This is a genomic window from Brachybacterium phenoliresistens, assembly GCF_000576425.1.
GTDB lineage: Bacteria > Actinomycetota > Actinomycetes > Actinomycetales > Dermabacteraceae > Brachybacterium > Brachybacterium phenoliresistens.
In genome coordinates, this window is sequence record NZ_KK069994.1 from 80,052 (window position 1) to 106,115 (window position 26,064).

Annotated in this window: 19 protein-coding genes; 5 read left to right on the forward strand and 14 right to left on the reverse strand. The window is 74.6% G+C overall.

What is annotated here, in order from left to right; genetic code table 11:
- Window positions 1–155 precede the first annotated feature (155 nt).
- Complete coding sequence (locus BF93_RS09810) at window positions 156–965, reverse strand: HNH endonuclease family protein (RefSeq protein WP_084148439.1); 810 nt, start codon at window positions 963–965, stop codon at window positions 156–158.
- A gap of 113 nt (window positions 966–1,078) precedes the next feature.
- Entirely contained in the window at window positions 1,079–1,717 is a 639-nt protein-coding gene (locus tag BF93_RS09815; RefSeq protein WP_232226305.1) for a phosphoribosylanthranilate isomerase, read from the reverse strand.
- A 113-nt stretch (window positions 1,718–1,830) separates the two neighbouring features.
- Between BF93_RS09815 and BF93_RS09820 the strand changes: the two genes are divergently transcribed.
- Window positions 1,831–3,588 (forward strand): bifunctional 3'-5' exonuclease/DNA polymerase, encoded by a 1,758-nt coding sequence (locus BF93_RS09820; RefSeq protein ID WP_051486810.1) that lies wholly within the window; start codon window positions 1,831–1,833, stop codon window positions 3,586–3,588.
- Window positions 3,589–3,622: 34 nt separating this feature from the next.
- Here BF93_RS09820 and BF93_RS09825 read toward each other — a convergent pair whose 3' ends face one another.
- From BF93_RS09825 to BF93_RS09845, 5 genes are all read right to left on the reverse strand, one after another.
- On the reverse strand, window positions 3,623–5,296 hold the full coding sequence (locus BF93_RS09825; protein ID WP_051486811.1) for an FAD-dependent oxidoreductase: 1,674 nt from the start codon (window positions 5,294–5,296) through the stop codon (window positions 3,623–3,625).
- Complete coding sequence (locus BF93_RS09830) at window positions 5,293–7,476, reverse strand: molybdopterin oxidoreductase family protein (RefSeq protein ID WP_038372336.1); 2,184 nt, start codon at window positions 7,474–7,476, stop codon at window positions 5,293–5,295. Before BF93_RS09830 ends, BF93_RS09825 begins: the two co-directional genes overlap by 4 nt.
- Window positions 7,477–7,610: 134 nt before the next feature.
- On the reverse strand, window positions 7,611–9,053 hold the full coding sequence (locus BF93_RS09835; protein ID WP_051486812.1) for an HNH endonuclease signature motif containing protein: 1,443 nt from the start codon (window positions 9,051–9,053) through the stop codon (window positions 7,611–7,613).
- 266 nt (window positions 9,054–9,319) lie between these two features.
- Window positions 9,320–10,276, reverse strand: a complete 957-nt coding sequence (locus BF93_RS09840) for a transketolase family protein (protein ID WP_038372337.1) — start codon at window positions 10,274–10,276, stop codon at window positions 9,320–9,322.
- Complete coding sequence (locus tag BF93_RS09845; protein WP_051486813.1) at window positions 10,273–10,989, reverse strand: 1-deoxy-D-xylulose-5-phosphate synthase N-terminal domain-containing protein; 717 nt, start codon at window positions 10,987–10,989, stop codon at window positions 10,273–10,275. The genes BF93_RS09840 and BF93_RS09845 overlap by 4 nt, the downstream gene beginning before the upstream one ends.
- Before the next feature lie 106 nt (window positions 10,990–11,095).
- On the opposite strand from BF93_RS09845, the gene soxR reads away from it, so the two are divergent.
- Window positions 11,096–11,578 (forward strand): redox-sensitive transcriptional activator SoxR, encoded by a 483-nt coding sequence (gene soxR, locus BF93_RS09850; RefSeq protein WP_198025402.1) that lies wholly within the window; start codon window positions 11,096–11,098, stop codon window positions 11,576–11,578.
- A 72-nt stretch (window positions 11,579–11,650) separates the two neighbouring features.
- Here the strand turns inward: soxR and BF93_RS09855 are convergent, their stop codons facing one another.
- The 5 genes from BF93_RS09855 to BF93_RS09875 form a co-directional block, all read right to left on the reverse strand.
- The gene (locus tag BF93_RS09855; RefSeq protein WP_038372338.1) at window positions 11,651–13,798 is read right to left on the reverse strand and encodes an iron ABC transporter permease; all 2,148 of its coding nucleotides are present in this window, start codon (window positions 13,796–13,798) and stop codon (window positions 11,651–11,653) included.
- Window positions 13,795–14,814, reverse strand: coding sequence for an ABC transporter substrate-binding protein (locus BF93_RS09860; RefSeq protein ID WP_038372339.1), 1,020 nt, complete (start codon window positions 14,812–14,814; stop codon window positions 13,795–13,797). The genes BF93_RS09855 and BF93_RS09860 overlap by 4 nt, the downstream gene beginning before the upstream one ends.
- A 90-nt stretch (window positions 14,815–14,904) precedes the next feature.
- Window positions 14,905–15,831, reverse strand: a complete 927-nt coding sequence (locus BF93_RS09865; protein ID WP_232226306.1) for an ABC transporter ATP-binding protein — start codon at window positions 15,829–15,831, stop codon at window positions 14,905–14,907.
- A 118-nt stretch (window positions 15,832–15,949) separates the two neighbouring features.
- Window positions 15,950–17,410 (reverse strand): hypothetical protein, encoded by a 1,461-nt coding sequence (locus BF93_RS09870; protein WP_038372340.1) that lies wholly within the window; start codon window positions 17,408–17,410, stop codon window positions 15,950–15,952.
- Window positions 17,411–17,442: 32 nt separating this feature from the next.
- Window positions 17,443–18,546 carry a serine hydrolase domain-containing protein gene (locus BF93_RS09875; RefSeq protein WP_038372341.1) on the reverse strand — a complete coding sequence of 368 codons (1,104 nt, stop codon included), beginning with the start codon at window positions 18,544–18,546 and terminating at the stop codon, window positions 17,443–17,445.
- 102 nt (window positions 18,547–18,648) lie between these two features.
- On the opposite strand from BF93_RS09875, the gene BF93_RS09880 reads away from it, so the two are divergent.
- Both BF93_RS09880 and BF93_RS09885 read left to right on the forward strand, forming a co-directional pair.
- On the forward strand, window positions 18,649–18,945 hold the full coding sequence (locus BF93_RS09880; protein WP_038372342.1) for a Dabb family protein: 297 nt from the start codon (window positions 18,649–18,651) through the stop codon (window positions 18,943–18,945).
- A 440-nt stretch (window positions 18,946–19,385) separates the two neighbouring features.
- A complete protein-coding gene (locus BF93_RS09885) occupies window positions 19,386–20,819 on the forward strand; it encodes a dicarboxylate/amino acid:cation symporter (protein ID WP_084148440.1) in 1,434 nt (477 codons plus the stop codon).
- A gap of 110 nt (window positions 20,820–20,929) precedes the next feature.
- Here the strand turns inward: BF93_RS09885 and BF93_RS09890 are convergent, their stop codons facing one another.
- Window positions 20,930–22,090 (reverse strand): calcium:cation antiporter, encoded by a 1,161-nt coding sequence (locus BF93_RS09890; RefSeq protein WP_038372343.1) that lies wholly within the window; start codon window positions 22,088–22,090, stop codon window positions 20,930–20,932.
- 682 nt (window positions 22,091–22,772) lie between these two features.
- Between BF93_RS09890 and BF93_RS09900 the strand changes: the two genes are divergently transcribed.
- On the forward strand, window positions 22,773–23,615 hold the full coding sequence (locus BF93_RS09900; RefSeq protein ID WP_038372345.1) for a maleylpyruvate isomerase N-terminal domain-containing protein: 843 nt from the start codon (window positions 22,773–22,775) through the stop codon (window positions 23,613–23,615).
- Between the two features lie 4 nt (window positions 23,616–23,619).
- Here BF93_RS09900 and BF93_RS09905 read toward each other — a convergent pair whose 3' ends face one another.
- Window positions 23,620–26,004, reverse strand: a complete 2,385-nt coding sequence (locus BF93_RS09905) for an ATP-binding cassette domain-containing protein (RefSeq protein ID WP_038372346.1) — start codon at window positions 26,002–26,004, stop codon at window positions 23,620–23,622.
- Between the last annotated feature and the right edge of the window lie 60 nt (window positions 26,005–26,064).

The window sequence follows — 26,064 nt, forward strand, 5'->3', positions numbered from 1 at the left end:
GCGATCGGGTTCCTCCAGGCTTTTGTCCGTTCAGATGACGGCCCGCCCACGGAGGCGGGCCGTGGCGCCGCTCGGACCAGACGGGACGACCCCGGAACCCTAGGCGCTGTCGTCGTCCACCCTAGCGCGGCGCGACGGGCATCGGCCGACGCAGGTCAGGTCGTCGCGGGCCGGGGTGCGGGCCAGGCCGCATCGTCGGTGAACGCCGGGAATCCTTCGCAGGTGGCCAGGACGCGCTGCATCGCGTCCTTCTCGGCGGGCTTGACCCACAGGCCGTAGTCGCTCTTCACCGCGACCTGCCGGGCCACGTAGTCGCAGCGCTGGGACGAGTCCGGCGGCAGCCAGGTCGCGGCGTCGCCGTCGCCCTTGGACCGGTTCAGGGAGTCCTCCACGGCCAGCAGGTTGCGGGGATCGTTGGCGAAGGCGCGCAGGGTGTCCTCGTCCCAGCCGGAGGCGCCGCTCTGCCAGGCGTCGGAGAGCGCCACCACATGGTCGATGTCCAGGGAGTTGTCCTTCTCGCGGTCGAAGGCGACGTCCTGCCCGCTGTACGCGGAGTCCTCGAGCGTCCCGGCGAGCACCACGCAGCCGTCGGTGCCGGGCTTGAGCTCGACGTCCGTGAGGTCGCGGCGCAGCACGTCGTTGCGGGTGTCGCAGCCGTTGTGGTCGGTGTCGTCCCGCCAGCCGAACAGGTCCCGGTCGTAGCCGGTCGTCGGGGCGCGGCCCTTGACCTCGAGCGCTGCCAGCTGGCCGGCGGCGGTCGACGGATCGGTCGCGCCGGAGGGCGCGGGGGCCGCCGACTCCGTCCGTGTCGGGGCGGAGGGACCGAACGGCAGCTCCGCCTCGGGATCCGGGCCGATCATCACCCACGCCACCAGCAGGAGGAGCGCGAGCGCCCCGACGCCGATGCCGCCGGCCCGGCGGGGAGAGGCGTTCCGGCGGGTGCTGCGTCCTCTGGCCCTGGTCATCGTGCTCCTCATGCTCGGCGGCGGAGGAACCATCCTCGGTCAGGGCGGGGACGGTCGACGCCGCGCGCCGCAGGGGAGGAGACCTGTCTCTCGCCGGCTGCGGCGGTCCGCGCTCAGGCCCCGGCGCAGCGGGCGGCGGCGAGGAACCGGGCGATGCGGTCGGGGTCCTTCACCCCGGGCGCGGACTCGACGCCGCTGGAGACGTCCACGCCGCCGAGCTGCGCCTGCGCGACCGCGCGGGCGACGTTGTCGGGGTCCAGGCCGCCGGCGAGGATCCAGTCCGTGCCCAGGCGCCGCGCATCGGCCGGATCGAGCTGCCAGGTGCGCCCGGATCCCGGGTCCGCGCCGTCGACCAGCAGGCGCTCCTCGCCGACCTCGCCGGGGCGCAGCCCCGGGTTCCGGGCCAGGGACGTCGCCCGCCACAGCCGGGGCAGCACCTCCCGGGCGGCGGCGAAGTCCTCCGCGGTGTAGGAGCCGTGCAGCTGGAGGACGTCGGCCCCGATGGCGCGGGCCTCCTCGGCGGCCTCGCGGGCCGGCATGGTCGCGACGACGAGCACCACGTCGACGGACGCCGAGGCCTCGTGGGCCGCGCGGGCGATCTCCGTCGCCTGCTCCCGGGTGACGTGGCGGGGGCTCCTCGGCGCCATCACCACGCCGATCGCATCGGCCCCGCAGGCCACCGCGTGCCGCGCCATGGCGGCATCGCGCAGCCCGCAGATCTTCACCAGCAGCTCGGGTCGGGGCGCATCCATGCCCGCCACCGTAGCGCTTTCGAGGACATCGGCCGTCCGCGGACCGTGCCGGGAGAGCACGGGGGCGCCGCGGCCGGGCAGAGGCGCCGGTCCCGGGGCAGTAGCGTTGACCCATGACCGCGTCCAGCCCGCCCCGACCAGCGGCGATGCCGCCTGCCTGGAGCGTGGTGGGTCGCGGCGCCGACGGCCGCACGGCGGTGGTGGATCTCGATGCGCAGGGCGAGGAGCTCTCGCGCGTCGTCGTGGACCTCGAGCAGCTGCCGCAGCTGATCGCCGACCGCGAGGCCCGCGGCGGGCCGCGCTGGGTGTGGAGCGACACCCCGGCCTGGTACGACGCGGTGCTGCGCCGCGGCGTGCGCGCCGGCCGCTGCCACGACCTGCGGCTGGTCCACACGATCCTCCAGCACTCCCTGCTGGTGGCCGATCACGGCCCGATCCGCGCGGCGCGCGCCTGGGAGACGGGGCCGCCGGTCCCGGCCGAGGCCCGCTCGGGCGAGGCGACGCTGTTCGACCTGGACCGCACCGCCGCCACCCAGGGGTCGGTGCCCCATGACCTGGAGGCCGCGCTCGCCGAGCTCGCCCGCCAGCGCTCCGCGATCGACGGCTCCGCCGATCCGGGACGGCTGCGGCTGCTGGCGGCCGCGGAATCGGCCGGGGCGCTGGTCGCCGCCGAGCTGCATGCCGCCGGCATCCCCTGGGACGTGGACGAGCACGACCGGATCCTGCGCGAGGCGCTGGGCCCGCGCCCGTCCCCCGGGCAGACCCCGGCGCGGATGGCGGAGGCCGCCGCGGAGGTGCGTGCCGCCCTCGGCGACCCCCTGGTCAGCCTGGACTCGCCCCCGAAGCTGCTGCGCGCCCTGCACCGGGCCGGCATCGACGTGGAGTCCACCTCCCAGTGGGAGCTGACTGCGCACGAGCATCCGGCGATCGAGCCGCTGCTGCGCTACAAGAAGCTCTCGCGCCTGCTCACCGCCAACGGATGGACCTGGATCGACGAATGGGTCCGCGAGGGCCGGTACCGGCCGCTCTACATCCCCGGCGGGGTGGTCACGGGCCGATGGGCCAGCAACGGCGGCGGCGCCCTCCAGATCCCGCGGCAGCTGCGCCCGGCGCTGCGCGCCGACCCCGGCTGGGTGCTCGTCAACGCCGACGTCGCCCAGCTGGAGCCGCGCGTCCTGGCCGCGATGGCCGGGGACCGGGCGATGGCCGCCGCGGCCGCCGGCACCGACCTGTACGCCGGGATCGTCGCCAGCGGCGTCGTCGCCACCCGGCAGGAGGCGAAGGTCGGGGTGCTGGGCGCCCTCTACGGCGGGACCACGGGGGACAGCGGGCGGATCGTGCCGCGGCTGCGCTCGACCTTCCCCGCCGCGATGGGGCTGGTCGACGAGGCGGCGCGGACGGGGGAGCGGGGCGGCGGCGTCTCGACCTGGCTGGGGCGCTCGTCCCCGGAGCCGGATCCCGCCTGGATCGCCTCCCAGCAGCGGGCGCATCAGGCCGATGCCGATCCGCGCGACGGGGAGCGCGCCCGCCGCGCGGCCCGTGACCGGGGCCGGTTCACCCGGAACTTCGTCGTCCAGGGCACCGCGGCGGAGTGGGCGCTGGCCTGGCTCGCGGACCTGCGGCTGCGCCTGGCGCGCCTGGAGGCGGTGGAGCCGGTCGCGACAGGCTCCGGCCCGGCCCTGGGTGGGCGCGCCCACCTGGCGTTCTTCCTGCACGACGAGGTCATCGTCCACGCGCCGCGGGAGCAGGCCGAGGCCGCGGCGGAGGCGATCCGCGAGGCGGCGGCCGCTGCGGGGCGACTGCTCTTCCCGGGCAGCCCTGTGGACTTCCCGCTGGACCTGCAGATCTCCGAGCGCTCCCAGAAGGGCTGATCCGCGGCGCCGACCCCGGCCCCTCGGTCGCGGCTCAGACGAGCTCGGGCTCCGGGACGGCCGTCGCGCTCGACGTGCTCACCGGGACCGACGATCCGCCCCCACCTCGCGTGCTCGGCGCGTCGGCCGGCTCCGGGGCATCCGCGGGCTCGGGGGCGGTCGCCGCCCGCGCCGCGGCCATCGCCGGCGGCGGCTGGACGGGGGCGGCCTCGCGCGAGGGACCGTCGGGCGCCGCCCCGGCCGCCGCGGCGGCCTTCGTGGCCGTGCACAGCTCCTCGATCTGGAGCCGGCAGGTCCCGCAGCCGGTGCCGGCGCGGGTCGCCTTCGAGACGGCGCCCGCGTTCGTGCTGCCGGCGTGGACGGCCTGGCAGATGGCGCCCTTGGAGACGCCGTTGCACTGGCAGACGATCTCCTCGTCGTCCATCTCGGTGACGGGCCGGGCGGTCCCGGCCGCGCCCTGCACGGCCAGGGGGCGGGCCAGCAGGTGCACCGGGTCCCGCGGCACCGGGGTGGCCCGGGTGAAGGCGGCGCTGAGGGAGGCGGCCGCCTCGTCGTCGCCGATCACGGTCGCGGCGACCAGGCGCCCGTCCTGGACGACGACCTCGGTGAAGCGGCCCCCGGCCGGATCGCTGAGGCGCACCGAGCGCGGGGCATGGCCCGAGGGCCCGGCCCGGTCGATGCGGCCCATCGTCACCAGCGCCAGTCCCACCGCCTTGACCCGCACCAGGTCCCCGCCCCGCGGCCCGGCGGGCACGGGGGCGGCGCCGGTCGCGAGCGCCGGAGACCAGGCCTGGACGAGTCGACGGGCCTGGTCCCAGCCCTGGGCGACGAGGCCGCTGGCGCCCTCGGGCGGCTGGGCGCAGTCGCCGATCGCGAAGATCGCGGGATCCTTCGGGGTGGCCTGGTCCTCGCCGACGACGATCCCGTGCTCGCAGTCCAGGCCGGCCGCGGCGGCGAGGGCGACGGCGGGGACCGTCCCGGTGCACAGGACCATCAGCTCCGCCGGATGCATGCTGCCGTCGGACAGCCGCACCCCGGTCAGGCGGCTGTCGCGGGCCGTGATGCCCGTGGCGTCCACCCCGGTCGCCACGACGATGCCCAGCCGCTCCAGGGCGCCGCGGGTGATGTCGGAGGCGTCGGGGTCCAGCTGGCGCTCCATGAGGCGTTCGCGATGGTGGACCAGGGTGACGCGCATGCCACGCGCGGCCAACCCGGTCGCCACCTCGAGCCCCAGCACGCCTGCGCCGAGGACGACGGCGCGGCGCCCGGGCCCGGCGGCGTCGATGATGCGGCGGGCGTCGTCCAGGTCCTTCAGCGGGCTCACCCCGGAGATCAGCCCGTCATGCGCGGGATCGGGGTCGATGCGCACGCCGGGGATGTCGGGGATCCGCGCGGCCGAGCCCGTGGCGAGCACCAGCCGGTCGTAGGGGTGCCGGTCCCCGCGGGCGTCGACGACCTCGCGCCGCTCCCGGTCGATGGCCACGGCGCGCACGCCGCGCAGCACCCGCACCTGCGGGGAGTCGGCCTGCTCGAGGGCGAGGGAGGTGGCATCGGCCTTGCCGGCGACCACCGAGGACAGCTGCACCCGGTTGTACGGGTCGTGGTCCTCGTGGCCGAGCACGGTGATCTCGGCGGAGGGGTCCTCCCGGGCCAGATCCGCGGCGAAGCGGGAACCGACCATGCCGTGGCCGATCACGACGATCCTCATGCGGGGCTCCTCTCGAGGGAACGGACGGGCAGCACCTCGACCGCCGTCATCTTGAACTCGGGCATGCCGGAGAGCGGGTCCGTGGCGTCATTGGTCAGGAGGTTCGCGCTGCCCTCGCCGGCGTAGTGGAAGGGCATGAACACGGTGTCGGGGCGGATGTCCTCGCTGATCCGGGCGGGGGCGCGGGTCTCTCCGCGGCGGGTGCGCAGCAGCACCACCTCGCCGTCCTCGACGCCGAGGCGGTCCGCCAGAAGCGGGTGCATCTCCACGAAGGAGCCGGGGCGGGCCGCGAGCAGCGAGGGGACGCGGCGGGTCTGGGCGCCGGACTGGTACTGCTCCAGCAGCCGTCCGGTGATCAGGTGCAGCGGGGCCTGCTCGCGCACGTCGTCATCGGGCGCCCGATGCTCCACGGGGATCAGCCGGGCGCGGCCGTCGGGCGTGGGGAAGCCGTCGAGGAACACCCGCGGCGTGCCGGGATGCTCCGGGCCGGGGCAGGGCCACTGGATCGACCCCTCGGCGTCCAGGCGCGCATGGCTGATGCCGGAGTAGTCGGCGCGGCCGCCGGCGGAGGCGCGGGCCAGCTCGTCGAAGACGGCCGCGGGATCGGTGGGGAAGCCGGAGGCGTCGCCGAGGCGGGCGGCGAGCTCGCGGAGGATCCACAGCTCGCTGCGGGCCTGCCCGGGGGCGGGCCGGGCCTGCCGGCGCCGGATCACGCGGCCCTCGAGGTTGGTCATGGTGCCCTCCTCCTCCGCCCATTGGACGACGGGGAGGATCACGTCGGCGCACAGGGCCGTCTCCGACGGCACGGTGTCCAGCACGACCAGCAGGTCCAGCGACGCCAGGCGTTCGCGGACGGCGCCGGCGTTCGGGGCGGAGACCACCACGTTCGCGCCGGCGACCAGCAGGGTCGAGGGGCCGCCGGGCCGGCCCAGCATGTCCAGCAGCTGCACGGCGGGAACGCCCGGGCCCGGCAGGGAGTCGGGGTCCACGCCCCACACGCTGGCGACATGGGCGCGGGCGGCCGGGTCGGAGATCAGCCGGTAGCCGGGGAGCTGGTCGGCCTTGAGGCCGTGCTCGCGACCGCCCTGGCCGTTGCCCTGGCCGGTGATCGGCCCGTAGCCGGAGCCCTCGCGGCCGATGAGCCCCAGCAGCAGCGCCAGGTCGATCGCGGCGGTGACGGTGGCGGTGCCCTGGGTGGACTGCTCCACTCCGCGGCCGGTGAGGATGTAGGCGCCGCGGCCGCCGCGGGAGGGGGAGGCCTGCGCGAGCCGCCGGGCGGTCTCGCGGATCCGTTCGGCGCCGATCCCGCAGACCGCCTCGGCCCGCTCGGGCCACCAGGCCGCGGTCGCGGTGCGCAGCTCGGGCAGGCCCGTGGTGCGCTCGGCCACGTAGTCGGCGTCCAGCAGGCCCTCGGCGAGGACCACGTGGATCAGGGCCAGCAGGACCACGAGGTCGGTCCCGGGGACGGGGGAGAGATGGAGTCCGGCGCCGTCGGCGGTGAGCTTCGCCGTCGCGGAGTCCCGGGGATCCAGCACCATCAGCCCGCCGCGGGAGCGCACGCCCTCGAGATGCTGCACGAACGGCGGCATGGTGGCGGCGACGTTCGAGCCCAGCAGCAGCACGGCGTCGGCGCCGCCGAGGTCCGCCAGCGGGAATCCGAGCCCCCGGTCCAGGCCCAGGGAGCGGTTCGAGGCGGTCGCCGCGGCGGACATGCAGAACCGGCCGTTGTAGTCGATCAGGCGCGAGCCGAGGACCACGCGTGTGAACTTGCCCAGCGCATACGCCTTCTCGTTGGTGAGGCCGCCGCCGCCGAATACGGCCACGGCATCGGCGCCGTCCCGCTGCTGCGCGGTGCGGATCCCGGCGGCGACGAGGTCGAGCGCCTCGTCCCAGCCGGCCTCGCGGAAGCCGCCGTCCGGGGTGCGCAGCTGCGGCATGAGCAGCCGATCCGGGGCGGTGAGGACCTCGGCCGATGTCCATCCCTTGCGGCACAGACCTCCCCGATTGGTCGGGAAGTCGCGCCCCTCGACCACGAGCGGCGGTTGCCCGTCCTGCCCCGCCCGCGCGGAGTCGGCACCGGCCGCCGTGTCGCGCGGCGTGAGGGTCTGCGCGCACTGCAGGGCGCAGTAGGGGCAGTGCGTCGGCGTCCCGGGGAGGGAGCTCGTGCTCGGGCTGGGCATACCCCGAGCCTGCGGCGCGCGGCAGGGTCTTCTCACAGTGCGGTCAGCGCCCGGGACGCCGGGTCACGATTCGGTCACGGCGACGCGGCCTCGGCGACGCAGCGCGCGGGGTGGTGCCGGTCCTGCGCGTCGGCTCAGTAGGGCGGGGGATCGCCCTCGGGCTCTTCCGCCGGATTCCCGAGCCGGGCGGGGCGGGGCGCTGCGGGGCGTCGGATGAACGTCGCGATGAGGTCGCGATATTCGGGAAGGAGCGTCGGCGTCACGAGGTCGGTGTTGTCGAGGATGTCGACGGTGAGATCACGGCCGAGCCGCCATCGGGTGGTGTTCTCGGAGATTCTCACGGGATCGATGTGCTCGTCGGTCTTGATCCGATGATGGGCGACGCACAGGGAATGGAGATTCTCGGGATCCGTGGGCCCGCCGCGCACGGGATCGTCGTGATCGAATTCTTCGATATGGTCGACCTCGCTGCGTCCCCGCGACGGACGCAGGCACCCCGGGGCGGCGCAGACGGGCGTGGTCATCCGCACCTGCTCGATCATCTCCGGGGTGGGCCGGTAGCGCTGCGATGCCCCGGGGAGGTAGGCGCCGGTCGCCGGGTCCACCAGCACACGGTGCCAGTCGGTGCTGCGTGCCGCGAGCCCCCGGGCCATGGTCGCCGGGATCGGGGTGTCCCCGTCGAGGAGGCCGGGCTCGTTCGACCGGCCCATGAGCGTCAGGGCAGGGACGGTGAGGTTGATCCGGCATTCCGTCGCCGGGACGGGAGCGGTCCCGGTGTCCAGGACGGAGCGGGTGAGGATCTCGTAGCGCAGCTCGCCCAGGCTGAGCGGCATGCCCGTCTGCTGGACCTCGTCGTCCACGTCGAAGGGGATCTGCGCCTCGCCGTCGCGCAGGGCGCGGCGCTGCTGGTCCTGCACGGCGCGGGCCGCGGCGTTGATCCGTGCGCCGAACTCCGTCATGCGGTCCAGCGGGCCGGTGACCTCGAGCGTCATGGTGCCGTCGACGAGATCCGGCTCGCGCCAGGCGACGCGGCCCGTGCGGCGCGAGGACCGGGGGCGATCCTCCTCCGTCAGCCGAGTGACCAGCAGCCGCAGCCGGCGCCGGAAGGCGCCGTAGGACATGTCCCGCAGGGGCAGGGAGGCGAGGGCCCGGTCGAGCTCGCCGAGCCGGCGCGGATCCAGCGACGCGGCGTGCCGGAGGACCCGGTCGAACCAGGGCGCCGGGATGGCGGCCGCGTCGAGCAGCGCGAACACCCCGGGAAGCTGCGTGGCGGTCACCGCCCCCGCGATGAGCGCCCGGGCCCGGCGGACGTCGCAGCGCAGCGCCGCGGCGCAGGCGAGATCCGCGGCGGCCTGTTCGTCCCGGACCTCCCGCGCGGGCCGCCCGGAAGGGGCGACGTGGAAGCGCAGGAGGTCCCGCTGGAGATCCGCGTGCTCCTGGGCGCGCCGGGCCGTCCTCTGCTGGAGCGCGAGGACGCGCGGGGAGACGGGATCCGCCGGGACCGCCCCGCCCAGAGGGAGCGCCTGCTGGGCAGGAGCGGTGCCGCCCTCGGGGTCGGGGACTGCTGGCGCCGGCACGGTCACCTCCTGCGGATCGCGGACCCTGCGTCGGGAGCAGCGGCCCAGAACAATGCTGAAGAACGAGGGAGGCGAAAACGCCAGAAACTCCGTGCAGATATGCGCGGCATCCGTGCATCGTCGATGCTGCACGGAATCTGTGACCGCCTCCCCTGATGTGCTTCATTCTATCGCGGGCACGGCTGCAGGTCGAGCGTTTCGCGCCTTTCCTCCGAGAATGTGGAGAACTCTGCATGGGGAGGGGGAGCGTGCGCTCGCCGCGCGCGTCAGCGGTGCGGGGAATCGGTCGGGCGAGACCATTCCCGGATGCGCCGCACCAGCCCTGCGGCATCGAGGCCGTGCGCGACCTCGTGCTGGGCGGGCGTCCCGTAGCGGCGCAGCTCCGTGCGGGAGGTGCCGATGCCCAGGAAGCGGCGCGGCGCATCGTCGAGCTCGGCGGCGACCGCGGCCAGGGAGGTTCCCGCGAGCCATGGCTCGATGACGACGACCTCGGCCCCGGCGTGCGCGCGCAGGGCGGCGCCGTCCAGCGGCAGCGCCGTGGTCGAGGACAGCAGGGTCGCATCCAGCGCGCGGGCTGCCTCGAGGGCCGCGTCGCGCACCGTGCCCAGGGCGATCAGCGTGAGCGGCGGCCGCCGGGCGCTGCCCCGCTCGGCGCTGCCCGTGCGCAGGACGTGCATCGCGCCGTCGGCCGGGATCTGCGTGCGCTGCGCCCGGTCGGAGACGCGCACGTAGTGCAGGCCGGTGTCGGCCGCGGCGGCGCGGAGGGTCGCCTCGACCTCGTCGGAGGTCGCGGGGGCGTGGATCACCATGCCGGGCACCGTCGCGGCGAGCGCGACATCGGCCGGGCCCTGGTGCGTGCGTCCCTCGCCGGACATGTCGAAGGACCCGCCGGAGCCGACCAGCACCCCGCCGACGCCCTGGTGGGCGAGGTCGAGGGTGATCTGCTCGAAGGCCCGCTCGACGAGGAACGGGGCGAAGGTGTGGATGAGGGGCCGGATGCCGTTCAGGGCGAGCCCGGCGCCGGTGCCCACCAGCAGCTGCTCACGGATCCCGACGTTGATGACCCGCTCGGGGTGCGCCCGGGCGGCGTCCTCGAGGTGCTGGGCGGAGATCTCGGCGATCACCACGGCGAGGTCCTCCCGCTCCGCGAGCAGGTCGGTGGCGGTGCGGCCGAAGCGGGCCCGCGGGGAGAGGGCGGCGGGGGCGGTGGCGGTGGAGCTCATCGGGCGGCCTCCGCCTTGTCCTCGACCTGGGCGATGACGGCGTTCGGCCTGCCGGGGACGCGGCGCGACAGCGCCTCCTCGAGCCGGGCGTGGTCGCGGCCGTCGACGCGCAGGGCGTCCCATCCGTGCGCGCGCAGGCGCTGCTCGATGCGCCCCCGCACGGCGTAGGAGGACGAGGCGTTGTCCACCACCACGAGGGTGAGGGCGTCCAGGCCGATGCCGCCGGCGTATTCGATCGCCTCCGTGCACGAGCCCTCGTCGAGCTCCGCGTCGCCCACCAGCACGATCACCCGCGCGGGGCTCCGGCGGATGCGCAGGGCGTGCGCCGCGCCGACGGCGAGGGGCAGCCCGTGGCCCAGGGAGCCGCTGGAGATCTCGACACCGGGGACGAGCAGGCGGTCGGGGTGCAGGCCCAGCGGCGAGTCGAAGTCGGTGAAGGTGTCCAGGACGTCCTCGGGGAAGAAGCCGTGGGCGGCGAGGACGGCGTAGAAGGCCATCGGGCCATGGCCCTTGCTGAGGTAGAAGCGGTCGCGGTCGGGATCATCGGCGGCGGCGGGGGAGACGCGCAGGATCCTCCCGTAGAGCACCTGGAGGACGTCGAGGGTGGAGGTCGCGGCGACGGTGTGCTTCTCGTCGCCGGTGAGGCGGGACATGAGGGCCGTGATGCGCTCGCGGGTGACCGGCGGCGCGCCGAGGATCTGGGGAGATGTCATGCCCTCTACCCTGGAACCTCAAGCTCGCATGAAGTCAAGCCCGCAAGACGTCACGCCCGCACCACGGCGGGCGGGCGGCGCGGGACGACCCGGGGGAGGACCCGCGATGACCACCGTGCACGACCTGACCATCGGCCAGCTCGCCGAGCGCGCGGGCGTGGCGACCTCGGCGCTGCGCTACTACGAGGAGCGCGGCCTCATCGGCTCCCACCGCACCAGCGGAAACCAGCGCCGCTACGAGCAGGCCACCCTGCGCCGAGTCGCCTTCATCCGCGCGGCCCAGAACGTCGGGCTCAGCCTCGAGGAGATCGGGGAGGCGCTCGCCTCCCTCCCCGAGGGCCGCACCCCGACGAAGCGGGACTGGCACCGGCTCAGCCGAGCGTGGCGGCCGCGGCTGGATGAGCAGATCGACCGTCTCGAACGGCTGCGGGACCGGCTGGACGGGTGCATCGGCTGCGGGTGCCTGAGTCTCAAGGCCTGCGCCCTGTACAACCCGGAGGACGAGCTCGCGGCGGAGGGCACCGGCGGCGTGCTGCTGGAGCCGGGCCATGACCCGGAGCCCGGGGACCTGCGGCGCGGGCGCCGCTGACCGGCGGATCCGCGGCTCAGCAGCTCAGCAGCTCCGCCGGGTCGATCGCCGCGAGCCCGGCGGCGGGCGCCGTCAGCCGCGGCGGAGACGACCGGTGCGGGCGAGCAGGTACAGGAAGTACGGCGCCCCGAGGACGGCGGTCGTCGTCCCGGCGGGCAGCTGCCCGGGAGCGATGAGGGAGCGGCCCAGCACATCGGCGACCACCACCAGCGTCGCGCCGAGCAGGACGGTGAGCAGCAGCAGGAACCGGTGCCGGGGGCCGGTGAGCATCCGGGCGGCGTGCGGGGCGACGAGGCCCACGAAGGCGATCACCCCGACGATCGCGGTGGCGGAGGCGGCCAGGACCACCGAGACCCCCAGGATCGTCCAGCGCAGCCCGCCCATCCGCACCCCGAGCACCACCGGGGTGGTCTCGTCGAGCTGGGCGAGGTCGAGGCTGCGCGCCAGGTGCTGGGCGAGCGCGAACGCCGCCACCAGCACGGCCGCGCCGACGAGGGCGTGGACCGGCGTCGCGCCGTAGGTGGAGCCGGCCAGCCAGGTCAGGGCCTTCGCCTGGTTGTAGGGGTCGGTGCCGGCCACGATCATGGTGGTGAGGGCCAGGGCGGCGGTGCCGACCCCGAGCCCGACCAGGACCAGGCGGGTGGTGTCGTCCCGCCCGCCGGTCAGCCCCAGGCCCAGGGTGAGGGCCGCGGCGATCCCCCCGCCGATCAGCGCGCCGGCGATGATGCCGGAGAATCCGACGCCCGGCAGCACGAGCAGGGAGACGATCGCCCCGGTGCCGGCGCCCGCGCTGACGCCGAGCAGGCCGGGGTCCGCGAGCGGGTTGCGGGTGACCGCCTGGACCAGCGCCCCGGACAGGGCGAGGGAGGCGCCGGCGACCGCCGCCACCGCCACCCGCGGCCAGCGGGTGGACAGCACGATCTCCAGACGGACGCTCGCGGCGCCGCGCAGCCAGTTGGCCACGTCGCCCAGGAGCACCGTCGCATCGCCCAGCAGCAGCCCGGCGACCAGCGCCCCCATCAGCAGGGCGAGCGCCGCGACGATCGTGTAGGGGTGGCGCCACCAGGCCAGCCGGGCGCGCAGTCCGGCGGCGGAGGAGAGGGTCGAGGCCCGGCCGTGCCCCGCGCCCCGGCGGTCGCCCAGGAGGAAGGCGATCACGATCATCACCGCGGCGCCCAGCAGGCTGGTCGCGACGCCGGTGGGGACGTCGAGCGCGCCGAGCGCACCGAGCACCGAGCGCAGGGCGACGTCCGCCCCGAGGGAGACGACGGCCCCGGCCAGGGCGGCCGCGGCCATGAGGGCGGCGCTGCGGCGCAGGGCCTGGACCTTCACGCCCAGCAGCCGCACCACCGCGGGGGCGGCGAGGCCGACGAAGCCGAGCGGCCCCACCACGGACACGGCGCCCGCCGCGAGGGCCACCGCGCAGCACACGGTGAGCACGCGCACCCGCGCCACCGGCACGCCGAGCGAGCGGGCGGTGTCCTCGCCCAGGGCCAGCACGTCCAGCCGCCGCGACAAGGCGAACAGGCCCACGGCCCCCACCGCGAGGAGCGGCGAGGCCTGCAGCAGCGGGGCCGAGCTGATCTGCGCGAGGGAGCCCGAGCCCCAGCTGTACAGCCCTTCGGTGGACTCGGTGTTCAGCAGGATCAGCATCGAGGTGAGCGACCCGATGGCCATGGCCAGCACGCTGCCGCCCAGCACGAGGCGCACCGGATCGGATCCGCCGCGGGTCAGGAGCATGGTGGCCCCGGCCGCGGCGAGCCCTCCGGCGAAGGCGAGCAGCGATCCGGTGATCCCGCCGATGCCGATCCCGAGCACCGCGGCGAGGGTGAGCGCGAAGAAGGCGCCCGCGTTGACGGCGAGGGTGTCCGGGGAGGCCAGCGGATTGCGGGTGAGGGTCTGCAGCGCCGCGCCGGACAGGCCCAGGGCGGCGCCGAGCGCCGCCCCGGCCAGCAGTCGCGGCACCCGGGTGGTGAGCACGAGGGCCCGCGTCTGCTCGTCGCCGCGTCCGAGGAGGGCGCTGATCACCTCCCCGGGGGTCATGCCGGAGGTGCCCTGGGCGATGTTCAGCACCCCCAGCACGGCCAGGGCGGCGACGAGCCCCAGCATCAGCAGTCCGTAGGCGCCCCAGCGCCGCGCGCGGCGGGCGGGGCCGGGCGCCGTCGCGGCACCGGTCCCGCCCGCCGGCCGGGTCGCGGCGTGCTGCGGGGCGAGGGTCATGCCAGCGTCTCGACGAGCAGGTCGAGCCAGCGGATCATCGCGATGGGGCCGCCGTAGGGCCACATCTGGGTGATGTTGTGCAGGCGGCCCTCGGCGACGGCGGGGATCGACTCCCAGGCGCTCTGGCCGGTGAGGGAGGCGGCGACCTGGTCATCGGCCGGGTCGGTCCAGCTGAGGATGGTGGCGTCGTCGGGGAGGTTCGCGACCATCGCCTCGAGGTCCCAGCTGCCCAGGCCCCAGGCGTCGTCGCCGGGGTCGGTGAAGCCGTTGGTCAGGCCCGCGGCGTCGGCCACCGCCCCGGCGAGGGAGCGGGTGCCGTGCATGCGGAAGAGGATCTGGCCGGCGTTCTCGGAGGCGTTGACGAACACGAAGCTGCCGGTGACGCCGGCGAGCTGCTCCTTCGCCTCGGCCAGGCGCGCCTCGTAGGCCTGGAGGTTCTCCTCGGCCTGGTCGGGACGGCCGACGGCGAGGCCGACGGTGCGGTGGTTCTCCTGCATGATCTCGATCGGCCGGTCGCCGACGGGGGCCTGGATCGTGAGCACGGGCGCGATCTGCTGCACCTGGTCGAGCGCCGTCTCGGGGATCGAGCTGTCGGTGCCGATGATGACGTCGGGGGCCAGGGTCGCGATGGTCTCGATGCTGGGCTCGCGGCGGGTGCCGAGCTCCGTGACGCCGGCGGGGATCGGGGCCGTGCTCGTGCCCCAGGCGGTGTAGCCCTCGATGTCGGTGGCGCCGGTGAGCGGGCCGCCGACGGCGATGATGTCCTCCAGGACGCTCCACTCCAGGCCCGCGACGCCGGTGGGGTTCGCCGGCACCTCGACCTCGGTGCCGTCGCCGCTGGTCACCGTGACGGTGCCGGCGTCGCCGGAGGCCTGGTCCGCCCCCGAGCCGGAGGCGGGGCCGGTGGTGGCGTCGGTCGCCGGGTCGGTGGTGCCGCAGGCGGCCAGGCCCAGGCCGGCGAGGCCGAGGCCCGCGCCGGACAGGGCGAGGCGGCGGGAGAAGCGGGGAGCGGTCATGGTGTTCCTCCGGGAGGGGGTGGGATGCGCGGTGCGCGGGATCGCGGCGCGCGGTGATCGCCGGGGCCGCGGGCGGCCCGGGGCGGACGGTCAGAGCGACAGGGCGGGCAGGTCCTCGACCTCGTCGAGCAGCGTGAGGGTCTCGATGCGCACGGTGCCGGAGCGGGGGTCCGTCACGGCCTGCACCGGGACCTGGTAGGTCCGGGTGAGGCGCGCGGAGGTCATCACCGCGGCCGGCGGGCCCGCCGCGACGACGCGGCCCTCCTCCAGGAGGATCACCTCGTCGGCGAGCGCCGCGGCGTGCTGCAGATCGTGCAGGACCAGGCCGACGGCGAGGCCGCGTTCCCGGGCGAGCCGGCGCACCAGGCGCAGCAGCTCGACCTGATGGCGCAGGTCCAGGTGGTTGGTGGGCTCGTCCAGCAGCATCACCTCGGGGTCCTGCGCCAGGCACGAGGCCAGCCAGACCCGCTGCAGCTGCCCGCCGGAGAGGGTCTCCACGGTCCGGTCGGCGAGGTCCGTGAGGGTGGTGGCCTCGAGCGCGGACTCGACGACCTCGCGGCCGGCGGGGTCGTGGCCGGTGAGGCGGGAGCGGTGCGGATGCCGCCCGAACTCGACGACGTCGCGGACGGTGAATCCGGAGGGGACCGGCCGCTGCTGGGCCAGCAGCGCCAGGCGCTGGGCCAGCTCCCGGGGCCGATGGGCCGCCAGCGGACGATCGCCCAGGGCCAGGTGCCCGCTCTGCGTCGGGTGCAGCCCGGCCAGGGCGCGCAGCAGCGTGGACTTCCCGGAGCCGTTGGGGCCGATGAGCACGGTGATCCGGCCCGGGTGGAGATGCGTGCTCACCTCGTGCACCGCGGGGACGCCGTCGTAGGAGAGGGTCACGGACTCCGCGCGCAGCAGCGGCGCGGCCGGTCCGGCGTCAGCATCCGGTCCGGCGGCAGCGGCTCCCGGTCGCGTCGCCACGCTCAGGGGCGCCACGGCCGCCGGGGCCTGCGAATTCTGCGTGTCAGTGCTCACGAAAACAGATTAGGGTTGCCTTATCTCAGCGGCAACGTGTGTCCACCGCGGCGTGCTCCAGCTCACGTTCCCGCGGGGCCGGCCCGTGGCGGTCCGCGGCCGCCGGGGCCGCGGGCGGTCAGCGCCCCAGGGTTCCCGCCACCACCCGCAGCGCGCTGACGGCCTTCGCGGGCGCTCCGGGCCGGTCGACCTCGCCGATCTCCGCGACGTCCAGGGCATCCAGCGCCCGCAGCAGGCGGTCGCTGCTGGCGACCTGCCGGAGCAGCAGCTCGTGGTCGACGCAGTCCTCGACCCGCGCGGAGAGCAGGTACGGGGGCGCGGTGACGAGGCTGACGGCGGGGATGAGCTCCTCGAACAGCGGCTCGCCCTCGCCGAAGTGGATCAGGGCCCCGGGGCGGGAGATGCGCACGGGGCGGTCCGTCGCGCCCTGCCAGGTCCTGCGGGCGAGCGCCGCCAGCTGCGGGGTGGTCGCATACAGGAGCTCGGGCTCCGATGCCCCCGTGGGGGAGAGCTCGTCCCCGTCCTCCCGCATCGATCGGGCTCCCAGGTGCTCGATCGCGAGCCCGGCCACGGCCCGGCGATTGCCGTGCCCGCCCTTCCACCAGCGGGGATGGTCGGCCAGCCACCGGGTGGTCGCCTGGCCGTGCTCGGTGAGGGCGGGGATGCGCAGGTGGCCGGTCGTGAAGACGAGCACCACGGTGCGCCGGGGTCGGGTTCGCTGCAGGGATGCGGCGATCTCCAGCAGGGCCAGATGCCCGTTCTCCTCCACGCTGTTGGGGCCGTCGGTGTGGGTGACCAGCAGGATCGTCTCCTGCGGACGCTCGGAGCCCTCGACCGCCGACCATACGGTGCGGGTGGGGGTGTCCGGGTGCAGGGCGGCGGGCAGCGCCAGATGCGCGCGGCGGCGCTCGCGCGCTGCGGAGACGACGGCATCGGCGGCCGCTCCGGCGACGAAGACCGCCGGCAGGTCCTGGTACGGGAGGGTGAACGGGAGGACCTGGTCCCGAGCGCCGGAGGCGCGGATGCCGCGCCAGGCGAGGACCACGGCGCGCACCCCGGCGCGGCGGGCCGCGCCCAGGCCGAGGGCATGCAGGGTCGCCGGCAGCAGCGGATGCTCGGCGCGGGGCCACGGCTCGGAGCCCTCCCAGACGTGGACGACCTCGCCCATCGGCCAGGAACGGTTGTCGACCTCGAGCACCGCTATCCCGTCGCGGGCCCGTGACCAGCGCGGCAGCAGGCCTCCCAGATGGCGCAGCGGCCCGCGGACGCCGCCTTCCGGCGTGGTGCCGGAGTAGTGCAGGGGCGCGGAGACGGGGATCCGTCGGGCGGGTGCGGGACCGGTCCGGGCGGGGGCGCCGGCATCGGCACCGGCCTCGGCCTCGATCTCGAGGACGATGTCGGAGGCGCTCGGCGGGTCCCAGCGGGTGAAGCGGTGCTCGTCCGTGTGCACGGGCAGGTCCAGCTCCCGCAGCCGCGCGACGATGTCGTCGATCAGCGCCTCGTGGGCCGGGCTCCCGGTCAGCCGCGGCCCCAGGGCGTCCAGGCGGGAGATGCCCTCGCGGGCGGCGGAGATGTCCACGCGGCGATGCTAGACCCGGCGGATGGGAGAGCTCAGGGGGCGTCGACCTCCTGCAGCTCTCCGAGCAGGCCGAAGACCGGCTCGTCCATCTCGACCTGCATCATGAGGAGGCAGCAGGTGCCGTCGGGGTCGACGAAGAAGTCCGTGCCCAGGCCGCCGGACCAGCCGAAGCGCCCGCGGTGGGGGCCGGCCGTGGTGACGCCGACCCCGAAGCCCCATCCGCCGGACTCCCAGAAGCCGGGGAAGAAGCTGTCCTCGCGCTTGATGCCCGCATCGATCTGGTCGCGGCGCATCTCCGCGAGCAGATCGGGGTCGATCAGGCGGCCGTCGAGCAGGGCGCGCAGGAAGGCGTGGACGTCCGCGAGGGTCGAGACGAGCTCGCTGTGGCTCACGTCGAAGGGGGCCGGCGCCGCGGAGAACCCGGCCGCCGCCGGCTCCGTCTGCTCGAAGCCCGCGGGGGTGCGGCGCCACGCCGGCAGCAGCCGATGCACCTGCTCGGGCGGGACGCTGAAGCCGGTGTCGACCATGCCGGCGGGGGAGAGGACCGTCCGCCGCAGGACCTGGGCGGTGCTCCCTCCGCCCGCGCGTCCCAGCAGGATCCCGAGCAGGCCGAAGGAGTGGTGGTAGCGCCAGCCCTCCCCGGGCTGGAAGGCGAGCGGCAGGGAGGCCAGGGCGTCCAGCCAGGCGCCGGCGTCGAGGGCCACCGGCTCGGCGCCGGCCTCGACCTGCGCGGAGATCATCGCGCGCTTCAGCGGGGAGTCGGTGGTCATCATCCCCACGCCGGAGGTGCAGGTCAGCAGGTGCCGGACGGTGATCGGGCGGCGCAGCGGCTCGGTGTCCTCGAGCGGGGCATCGGGCGCACGGAGCACCCGCGGCGCGGCCAGCTGCGGCAGCCAGGAGGCGACCGGCTCGTCGAGGTCGAGCACGCCCTCCTGGACCAGCCGCAGGGTCGCGACGGCGGTGATCGCCTTGGTCATCGACTGGATCCGGAAGATCGCGTCCGCGGTGAGGGCGGGGCCGTCGGGGCCCGTGGCGCCGAGGACGAGGGGGTCGAGGTCCGTGCCGTAGGACGCGACGACCCCCGGCATGGTGCCCTGTGCGACGTGGCGGGACAGAAGGGCGTGCAGGCTGCTCATCGGGACCTCCGGGTCGGGATGGCCAGGATAGTGCGCGGGCCCCGCCGGTCCGGCGGCCGGTCCGATCCCGTCCGCTCCGGCGCACCCCGATACGGTGCGGGCATGATCCGTCACACCGTCGCCTTCACCCTCGTCCACGCCCCGGGATCCCCGGAGGAGCAGGACTTCCTCACCCGCGGGCCGGAGCTGCTGCGCGCGATCCCGGGCGTCACGGACTTCACCGTCTCGCGCCAGGTCAGCCCCAAGAGCGACTTCCGGTTCCAGTTCGCCATGAGCTTCGCCGACGAGGAGGCCTACGCGGCGTACGACGCGCACCCGGACCATCGGGGATTCGTCGCCGAGCGGTGGCAGAGCGAGGTCGCCCGCTTCGAAGAGCTGGACTTCGTCGCCTACCCCTGAGCGGCGCGGCCCGGGAGCGGCCCGGCGGGGAGCGCGCGTGCACCGGACGCGGACACGGCGGGCCGATCGCCTCGGCCCGCCGTGGTCCAGAGATGTCCGTCCGCTTCCGCGGACGTCCTCGGCCCGGGTGCGAGACCTGAGCACGCCCGATCGGCCGCTGCGCGCGCCGATCGAATCCCTTGGTCTCGCCCGGACCGGAGTCCTCGCGCCGGAGCGCGCCTCAGCCTATCGGCACCGACGCGGCCGCGTGGGCCGCAGGAGCTCCCGCGGGCCATCGGAAGGATCACGTCCTCAGGATTTGCCCGAGCGGCGCGGGGCATGGCCCCGGGTTCTGCGGGGTCCCCGCGCTGGCCATCCGCGCGGCGCGCGAAGCTGGGCTTATGTGACCCACAGGCCAAACTGTTGAAAGGGGTCGTGACCCCGGAGTAGCGTCGCGGCCCGTGAACACCTCCTCGTCCGCGCCGGCCGCTCCGGCGCCCTCCCGCAACCCCCTGCGCGCCCTCGCGCGCATCCCCTTCGGATGGCAGGTCCTCATCGGGCTCGCGCTCGGCGTGGCCCTGGGCCTCGTCGCCGCGAGCATCGGCCCCGTCCCGGGCGCCGGCGAGGACGGCGGCGACGGTCCCAACTGGCTGACCACCACGCTGCAGACCATCGGCGGAACCTTCGTGACGCTGCTGAAGGCGCTCGTGCCGCCGCTGATCTTCCTCGCGATCGTCACCTCCATCGCCAACCTGCGTCAGGTCACCAATGCGGCGCGCCTGGCCTGGAAGACGCTGCTGTGGTTCGCGATCACCTCCCTGATCGCGGTGGTCATCGGCATCGGCCTGGGTGCCGTGACCGGGCCCGGGCACCGCACCGGCGTGGACGCCTCCGCGGCCCAGGCATCCTCGACCCAGGGCGGCTGGCTCGACTTCCTCACCGGCCTCGTGCCCGCGAACTTCCTCGGGATCACCGGGAGCGCGGGCGATGACGGCTCCGTCTCCCTGAGCTTCAACGCCCTGCAGATCCTGGTCATCTCCATCGCCGTCGGCGTCGCTGTGCTGTCCATCGGCGAGAAGGCCGAGCCGTTCCTGCGCTTCACCTCCTCCGCGCTGGAGATCGTGCAGAAGCTGCTGTGGTGGGTCATCCGCCTCGCGCCGATCGGCACCGTCGGCCTGCTGGGCAATGCCGTGGCCAGCTACGGCTGGGACGCCATCGGGCAGCTCGGCGTGTTCGTGGCCGATGTCTACATCGGCATGCTGCTGGTGCTGCTCGTCGTCTACCCGGTCCTGCTGAAGGCCAACGGCCTGAGCATCGGCTCGTTCTTCCGCGGCGTGTGGCCGGCGACCTCCCTGGGGTTCGTCTCGCGCAGCTCCCTGGGGACCATGCCGATGACGCAGACCGTCACCGAGCGCATGGGCGTGCCGCGCCACTACGCCTCCTTCGCCGTGCCGCTGGGCGCGACCACCAAGATGGACGGCTGCGCCGCGATCTACCCGGCGCTGGCCGCGATCTTCGTGGCGAACTTCTACGGCGTGCAGCTGGGGGTCACCGACTACCTGCTGATCGTGCTGGTCTCGGTGCTCGGCTCCGCGGCGACCGCCGGCATGACCGGCGCGACCGTCATGCTCACCCTGACCCTGTCCACCCTGGGCCTGCCGCTGGAGGGCGTGGGCCTGCTGCTGGCGATCGACCCGATCCTGGACATGGGCCGCACCGCCCTGAACGTCACGGGACAGTCGCTGGTGCCGGTCATCGTCGCGAAGCGCGAGAAGATCCTGGATCGCGCGCGCTACGACGCGACGCGCCGCACCTCCTTCTCGGCCATCCAGGAGGAGCAGGAGGCGGCGCGCGCCGAGGCCCGCGAGGACTCCGCCGAGCGTGTCCCGGCCTGACCCTCGCGGTCTGACCCTCCCGGTCCGACCCTCCCGCCGCCGCGCCGGTCCGTGCTCCCCTCCCGGGGCGCGCGGACCGGCGCGGCGGTGCTCCGGCGGACCGTCGCGGGTCAGCCCGTGGTCAGCGCCAGCACGTACAGGGCGAACACGGCCAGGTGGGCCGTGCCGTGGATCGCGCCGACCGTCCGCGAGGAGAAGGTGACCGCGCTCAGCATCAGCGTGATGCCCAGCAGCATCAGGTTCTCCGCGCTCTCGCCGAGCACGACCCGCTGCCCGGTGAGCATCCCGATCCCGAGGACCGCCGGGACGGTCAGGCCGACCGTCGAGACCAGCGCGCCGTGGCACAGGTTCACCGCCCGCTGCATCTGCCCGGCCAGCGCCGCCCGGACGGCGGTGATCGACTCGGGCAGGAACACGATCATCGCGATGACCAGCCCGGCCAGCGCCGGGCGAGCCCCCAGCCGGGTCAGGCCGTCCTCGAGCATCGCGGCCATGTCATGGGAGAGCAGGACGATGGGCAGCACGGCGGCCACCAGCAGGGCCAGGCGGCCCAGGACCTCGCCGCGATGCTCGCGCAGCACCGCGCCGACGCCGCTCCCGCCCCCGGGGCCGGGCCCCGGGGCGGACGCGGCGGAACCGGTCCCTGTCGCCTCCCGGAAGTCTCCGGACTGCGGGCCCATCTGCCGGGCGAGGAAGACGGCGTAGGTCCCGGCGGTGAGGACGAGGACCGCGACCCCCTGGCCGGTGCCGAGGGACCCGGCGGTGCCCAGGACCGTGGGGGCGGCGAGCCCCAGGGCGCCCAGCACGAGGATCATCGCGAGATAGGCGGAGGTCCCGGCGCGGCGATGCGCCAGAGCGCCGTGGCGGATGCCGCCCGCCACCAGGCAGAGGCCGATCACCAGGTTCATGATGATCATCGCCACGGCCGTGACGGAGTCCCGGGCGATGGTGGCGTGCTCGCCCGGTCCCAGCATCACCGCGACGATGAGCACCACCTCGATGAGCACGATGGACAGCGTCAGCACGAGGGAGCCGTAGGGGTCGCCGAGCCGGTGGGCCAGGTGCTCCGCCTGGTGGACGACGCCGAAGGCGCACAGCACGATCACGGCGATGATCTCGGCGAGCAGGCCGGCGAGGGCCGAGGCGGGCAGGGAGGGCAGAGCGGCGAGGGCGGGGGAGGACAGGGCGGCGACGGCTCCCCAGCCCAGCACGAGGCGGAGGAGGACGGCCGGGGTGAGGAGGGAGCGCAGCGCGGCGGCGGGAGCGGGCATGACCGTGGGGTCCTGTTCCGCAGGGTCGTCCCTGCATGCCGTGCCCGGCCGGGTCGTCCCGGCCGCCGCGCCCAAGGGGGCGCTGCCCTCAGCGTACCGGCGCCGCTGCTCGCGATGACCGCTCCCTCGACGAGCACGAACACTCGACCGCGCCGAAAGGCAGGATCGCTACACTGCAGGCGGATGAGGCGTCCACGGTGCTCGGAGGGGAAATACCCGGTGGGAGTACTCACGCCGAGGCTGTGCTCACGACATCCACCGGCGCGTTCTCTGTCTCCCAGCAGTCATGTCGAAGGAGAAGAATGAACGGCGACGGCTTTGTGGGGTTGTTCCTGCTGGTCTGGATCAGTATTGCGATTCTCTCGGGAGGCCTGGCTCAGTCGCGCGGACGTTCGGGCTGGCGCTGGTTCCTGGCGACTCTCCTTGCTGGACCGCTGGCCTGCGCTGTGCTCGTGGTGTGGCCGATGGTCCCGAGCCGGAATGCGCGAGGCCGCTAGGCGTCGCTCTCGTTTCCTCCGCCCGGCACCTGGGGAGCGCGGGGCCGTCGTGCACGGCTGGCCGGGCGGGTGCACCCGGGGGGGCCGCCTCCGTGGTCGCGGTCGCTCGGTGGCGCAGGGGGCGGTTCGATCCCGTCGGCGCGTATTCCCTTGTGCGCTGGATCACGCGGTGGAATCCTCGGGGGATGGATGCCACCACGCTCATCGGCCGGGAGTCGCAGCGCCTCGCCGACCTCCTCGTCCGTGCCGACCCCGCCGCCGCCGTCCCGACCTGCCCCGGCTGGGACGCGGCGGAGCTGCTGGCCCACGTGACGCAGGTCCACGGCTTCTGGGCGGAGGTGCTCGCATCCCGAGCCTCCACCGATGCCCAGATCGAAGCGCTCGAGAGCTCGCTCGAGCCGCCGCCGAAGGACCCCGAGGCCCTGGCCGCCGCCCGCGCCGAGGCGACCGCGGCCCTGCTCGCCCAGCTCGGGACGCGCGCGGACGAGGAGCCGGCGTGGAGCTGGCTGTCCTCGGACCAGTCGCTCGGCTTCACCCGGCGCATGCAGCTCCACGAGGCGACGATGCACCGCGTCGATGCCGAGCTGACCTGCGGGCAGGCGGTGACGGAGCCCGGCGAGGAGGTCGCCGTGGACGGGATCGCCCACTGCGCGGACGTGATGTGGGAGGCGGACCACCAGTGGACGTCCATGCAGCGCGCCGTCGTCCCCGTCGCCCTGCTGGTGCTGCGACCGCAGGGCGGCCCTGAGACCTTCGTCGAGCTCAGCCGCGCCGCGGCGACCGGGGAGGACGAGGAGGACATCGTCGTCGCCCGCCGAGCCCCCGACCAGGACCTCGCCCCCGGCACCGCGCTGCGCGAGCTGCCCCGCGCCGAGGCGACCGGGAGCCCCGTGGCGCTGTACCTGTGGACCTGGGGGCGCGGCCTCGCCCTCGAGGCGCTGGCCGGCGGCGCGGAGTCGGTCGACGTGACCGGCGATCCGGACGCCGTCGCGGCGCTGGAGGCGCTGCTGCGCCGCGGCCTGCAGTGAGGGCTCAGTCCCCGACGTACCGGGCGAGGTGCTCCCCGGTCAGCCCCGCGCGCTGGGCGATGATCTGCGCCGGCCTACCCTCGAAGATCACGCGGCCGCCGTCCTGACCGGCGCCCGGCCCCAGGTCGATGATCCAGTCGGCGTGGGCCATCACCGCCTGGTGGTGCTCGATGACGATCACCGTCCGACCCCCGTCGACCAGGCGGTCCAGGAGGCCCAGGAGCTGGCGGACATCGGCCAGGTGCAGGCCGGTGGTGGGCTCGTCCAGGACCAGCACCGCGCCCTTCTCGCCCATCCGGATGGCGAGCTTGAGCCGCTGGCGCTCGCCGCCGGAGAGGGTGTTCAGCGGCTGGCCCAGGCGCAGGTATCCCAGGCCCACGTCCTCGAGATGGCCGAGGACCTTCTTCACGGCCGGGATCCTCGCCTCCCCGGAGCCGAAGACCTCCGTGGCCGCGCTGACCGACAGGTCCAGCACCTCGGCGATGTTCAGGCCGCCCAGGCGGTACTCGAGGACCTCGGCCATGAACCGCAGCCCGCCGCAGTCCTCGCAGGGGGTCTCGACCGTCTCCATGAAGCCGAGCTCGGTGAAGATGCGGCCGTTGCCCTTGCAGGTGGGGCAGGCGCCCGTGGAGTTGGCGCTGAACAGCCCCGGGGCGACGTCGTTCTTCTTGGCGAAGGCCTTGCGGATCGGCTCGAGGATCCCGGTGTAGGTCGCGGGATTGGAGCGGCGGGACCCGGTGATCGCGCTCTGGTCGACGACGACCACGTCCTCGCGGCCCGCGAGATGCCCGTGGATCAGGGAGCTCTTGCCGGAGCCGGCGACGCCCGTGACGACGGTCAGCACGCCCGTGGGCACATCGACGTCCACGTCCTGGAGGTTGTTCTGGTGGGCCCCGCGGATCTCGAGGGCTCCGCGGGCGGTGCGGACCTCGTCCTTGGGCCGGACCCGGTCCTCGAGGTGGCGCCCGGTGAGGGTGTCGCTCGAGCGCAGCCCGTCGAAGCTGCCCTCGTAGCAGACGGTGCCGCCCTCGGAACCGGCCCGCGGGCCCAGGTCGACGACGTGGTCGGCGATCGCGATGGTCTCCGGCTTGTGCTCGACCACCAGCACGGTGTTGCCTTTGTCCCGCAGCTCCAGCAGCAGGCGGTTCATGCGCTGGATGTCGTGGGGGTGCAGGCCGATGGTCGGCTCGTCGAACACATAGGTGACGTCGGTCAGGGCGGAGCCCAGGTGGCGGATCATCTTCGCGCGCTGCGACTCGCCTCCCGAGAGGGTCCCCGAGGGGCGCTCCAGGGAGAGGTAGCCCAGGCCGATCTCCACGAACTTGTCGAACAGGTGCAGCAGGCTGCGCACCAGCGGGGCGACGGAGGGGTCCTCGATGCCGCGGGCCCACTCGGCGGCGTCGGTGATCTGCATGCGGCACACGTCCGCGATGCTCGCGCCGCGGATGAGGGAGGACCGCGCCGCCTCCGTGAGGCGGGTCCCCTCGCAGGCCGGGCAGGCCGTGAACACGGCGGCGGACTCCACGAAGCGGCGCACATGCGGCTGCAGGGAGGCGGGGTCCTTGGAGAACATCGACTCGCGCAGCTTGGGGATCAGGCCCTGGTAGGTCATGTTCATCCCCAGCGCCTTGATCTTCCCCTTCTCGCGGTGCAGGAAGTCGTGGCGCTCGGTCTCGGTGTAGTCGCGGATCGGCTTGTCGCCGTCGAGCATGCCGGACTCGGAGAAGCCGCGGACCATCCAGCCGTCGGCCTTGTAGCCGGGCACCAGGATCGCGCCCTCGTTCAGGGACTTCGACTCGTCCACGATCACCGACAGGTCCAGGTCGGAGACGGTGCCGCGCCCTTCGCACTCCGGGCACATCCCGCCGAGGTAGACCTGCTCCCGGACCTTCTTCTTCTCGACCTCGCCGCCGGCCCGCCGGGTGCTCATGACACCGGTCGCGATCGAGGTGGGCACGTTGAAGGCGAAGGCCGTCGGCGGGCCGACGTAGGGGTCGCCGATCCGGCTGAACAGGTGGCGCAGCATCGCGTTGGCATCGGTCACCGTGCCGACGGTCGAGCGCACGTTCGCGCCCAGCCGTTCCTGGTCCACGAGGATCGCGGTCGTGATCCCCTCGAGCCGGTCCACGTCGGGCCGGGGGAGCGAGGGCATGAAGCCCTGCACGAAGGTCGAGTAGGTCTCGTCGATCAGGCGTCGCGACTCCGCCGCGATGGTCCCGAACACGAGGGAGCTCTTCCCGGAGCCGGACACACCGGTGAACACCGTGAGCCGGCGCTTGGGGATCGCGATGCTCACCTCCCGCAGATTGTTCTCCCGCGCGCCCTCCACACGGATCATGTCGTGGGCGTCGGCGGAGATCGGACGGGTATCGGTCGACGGATCGGACATCGGTCCTCCTGCACGGAAACGTCGGGCCCGGCCCTGCGCACGGCCCCCGGTCACCATCAT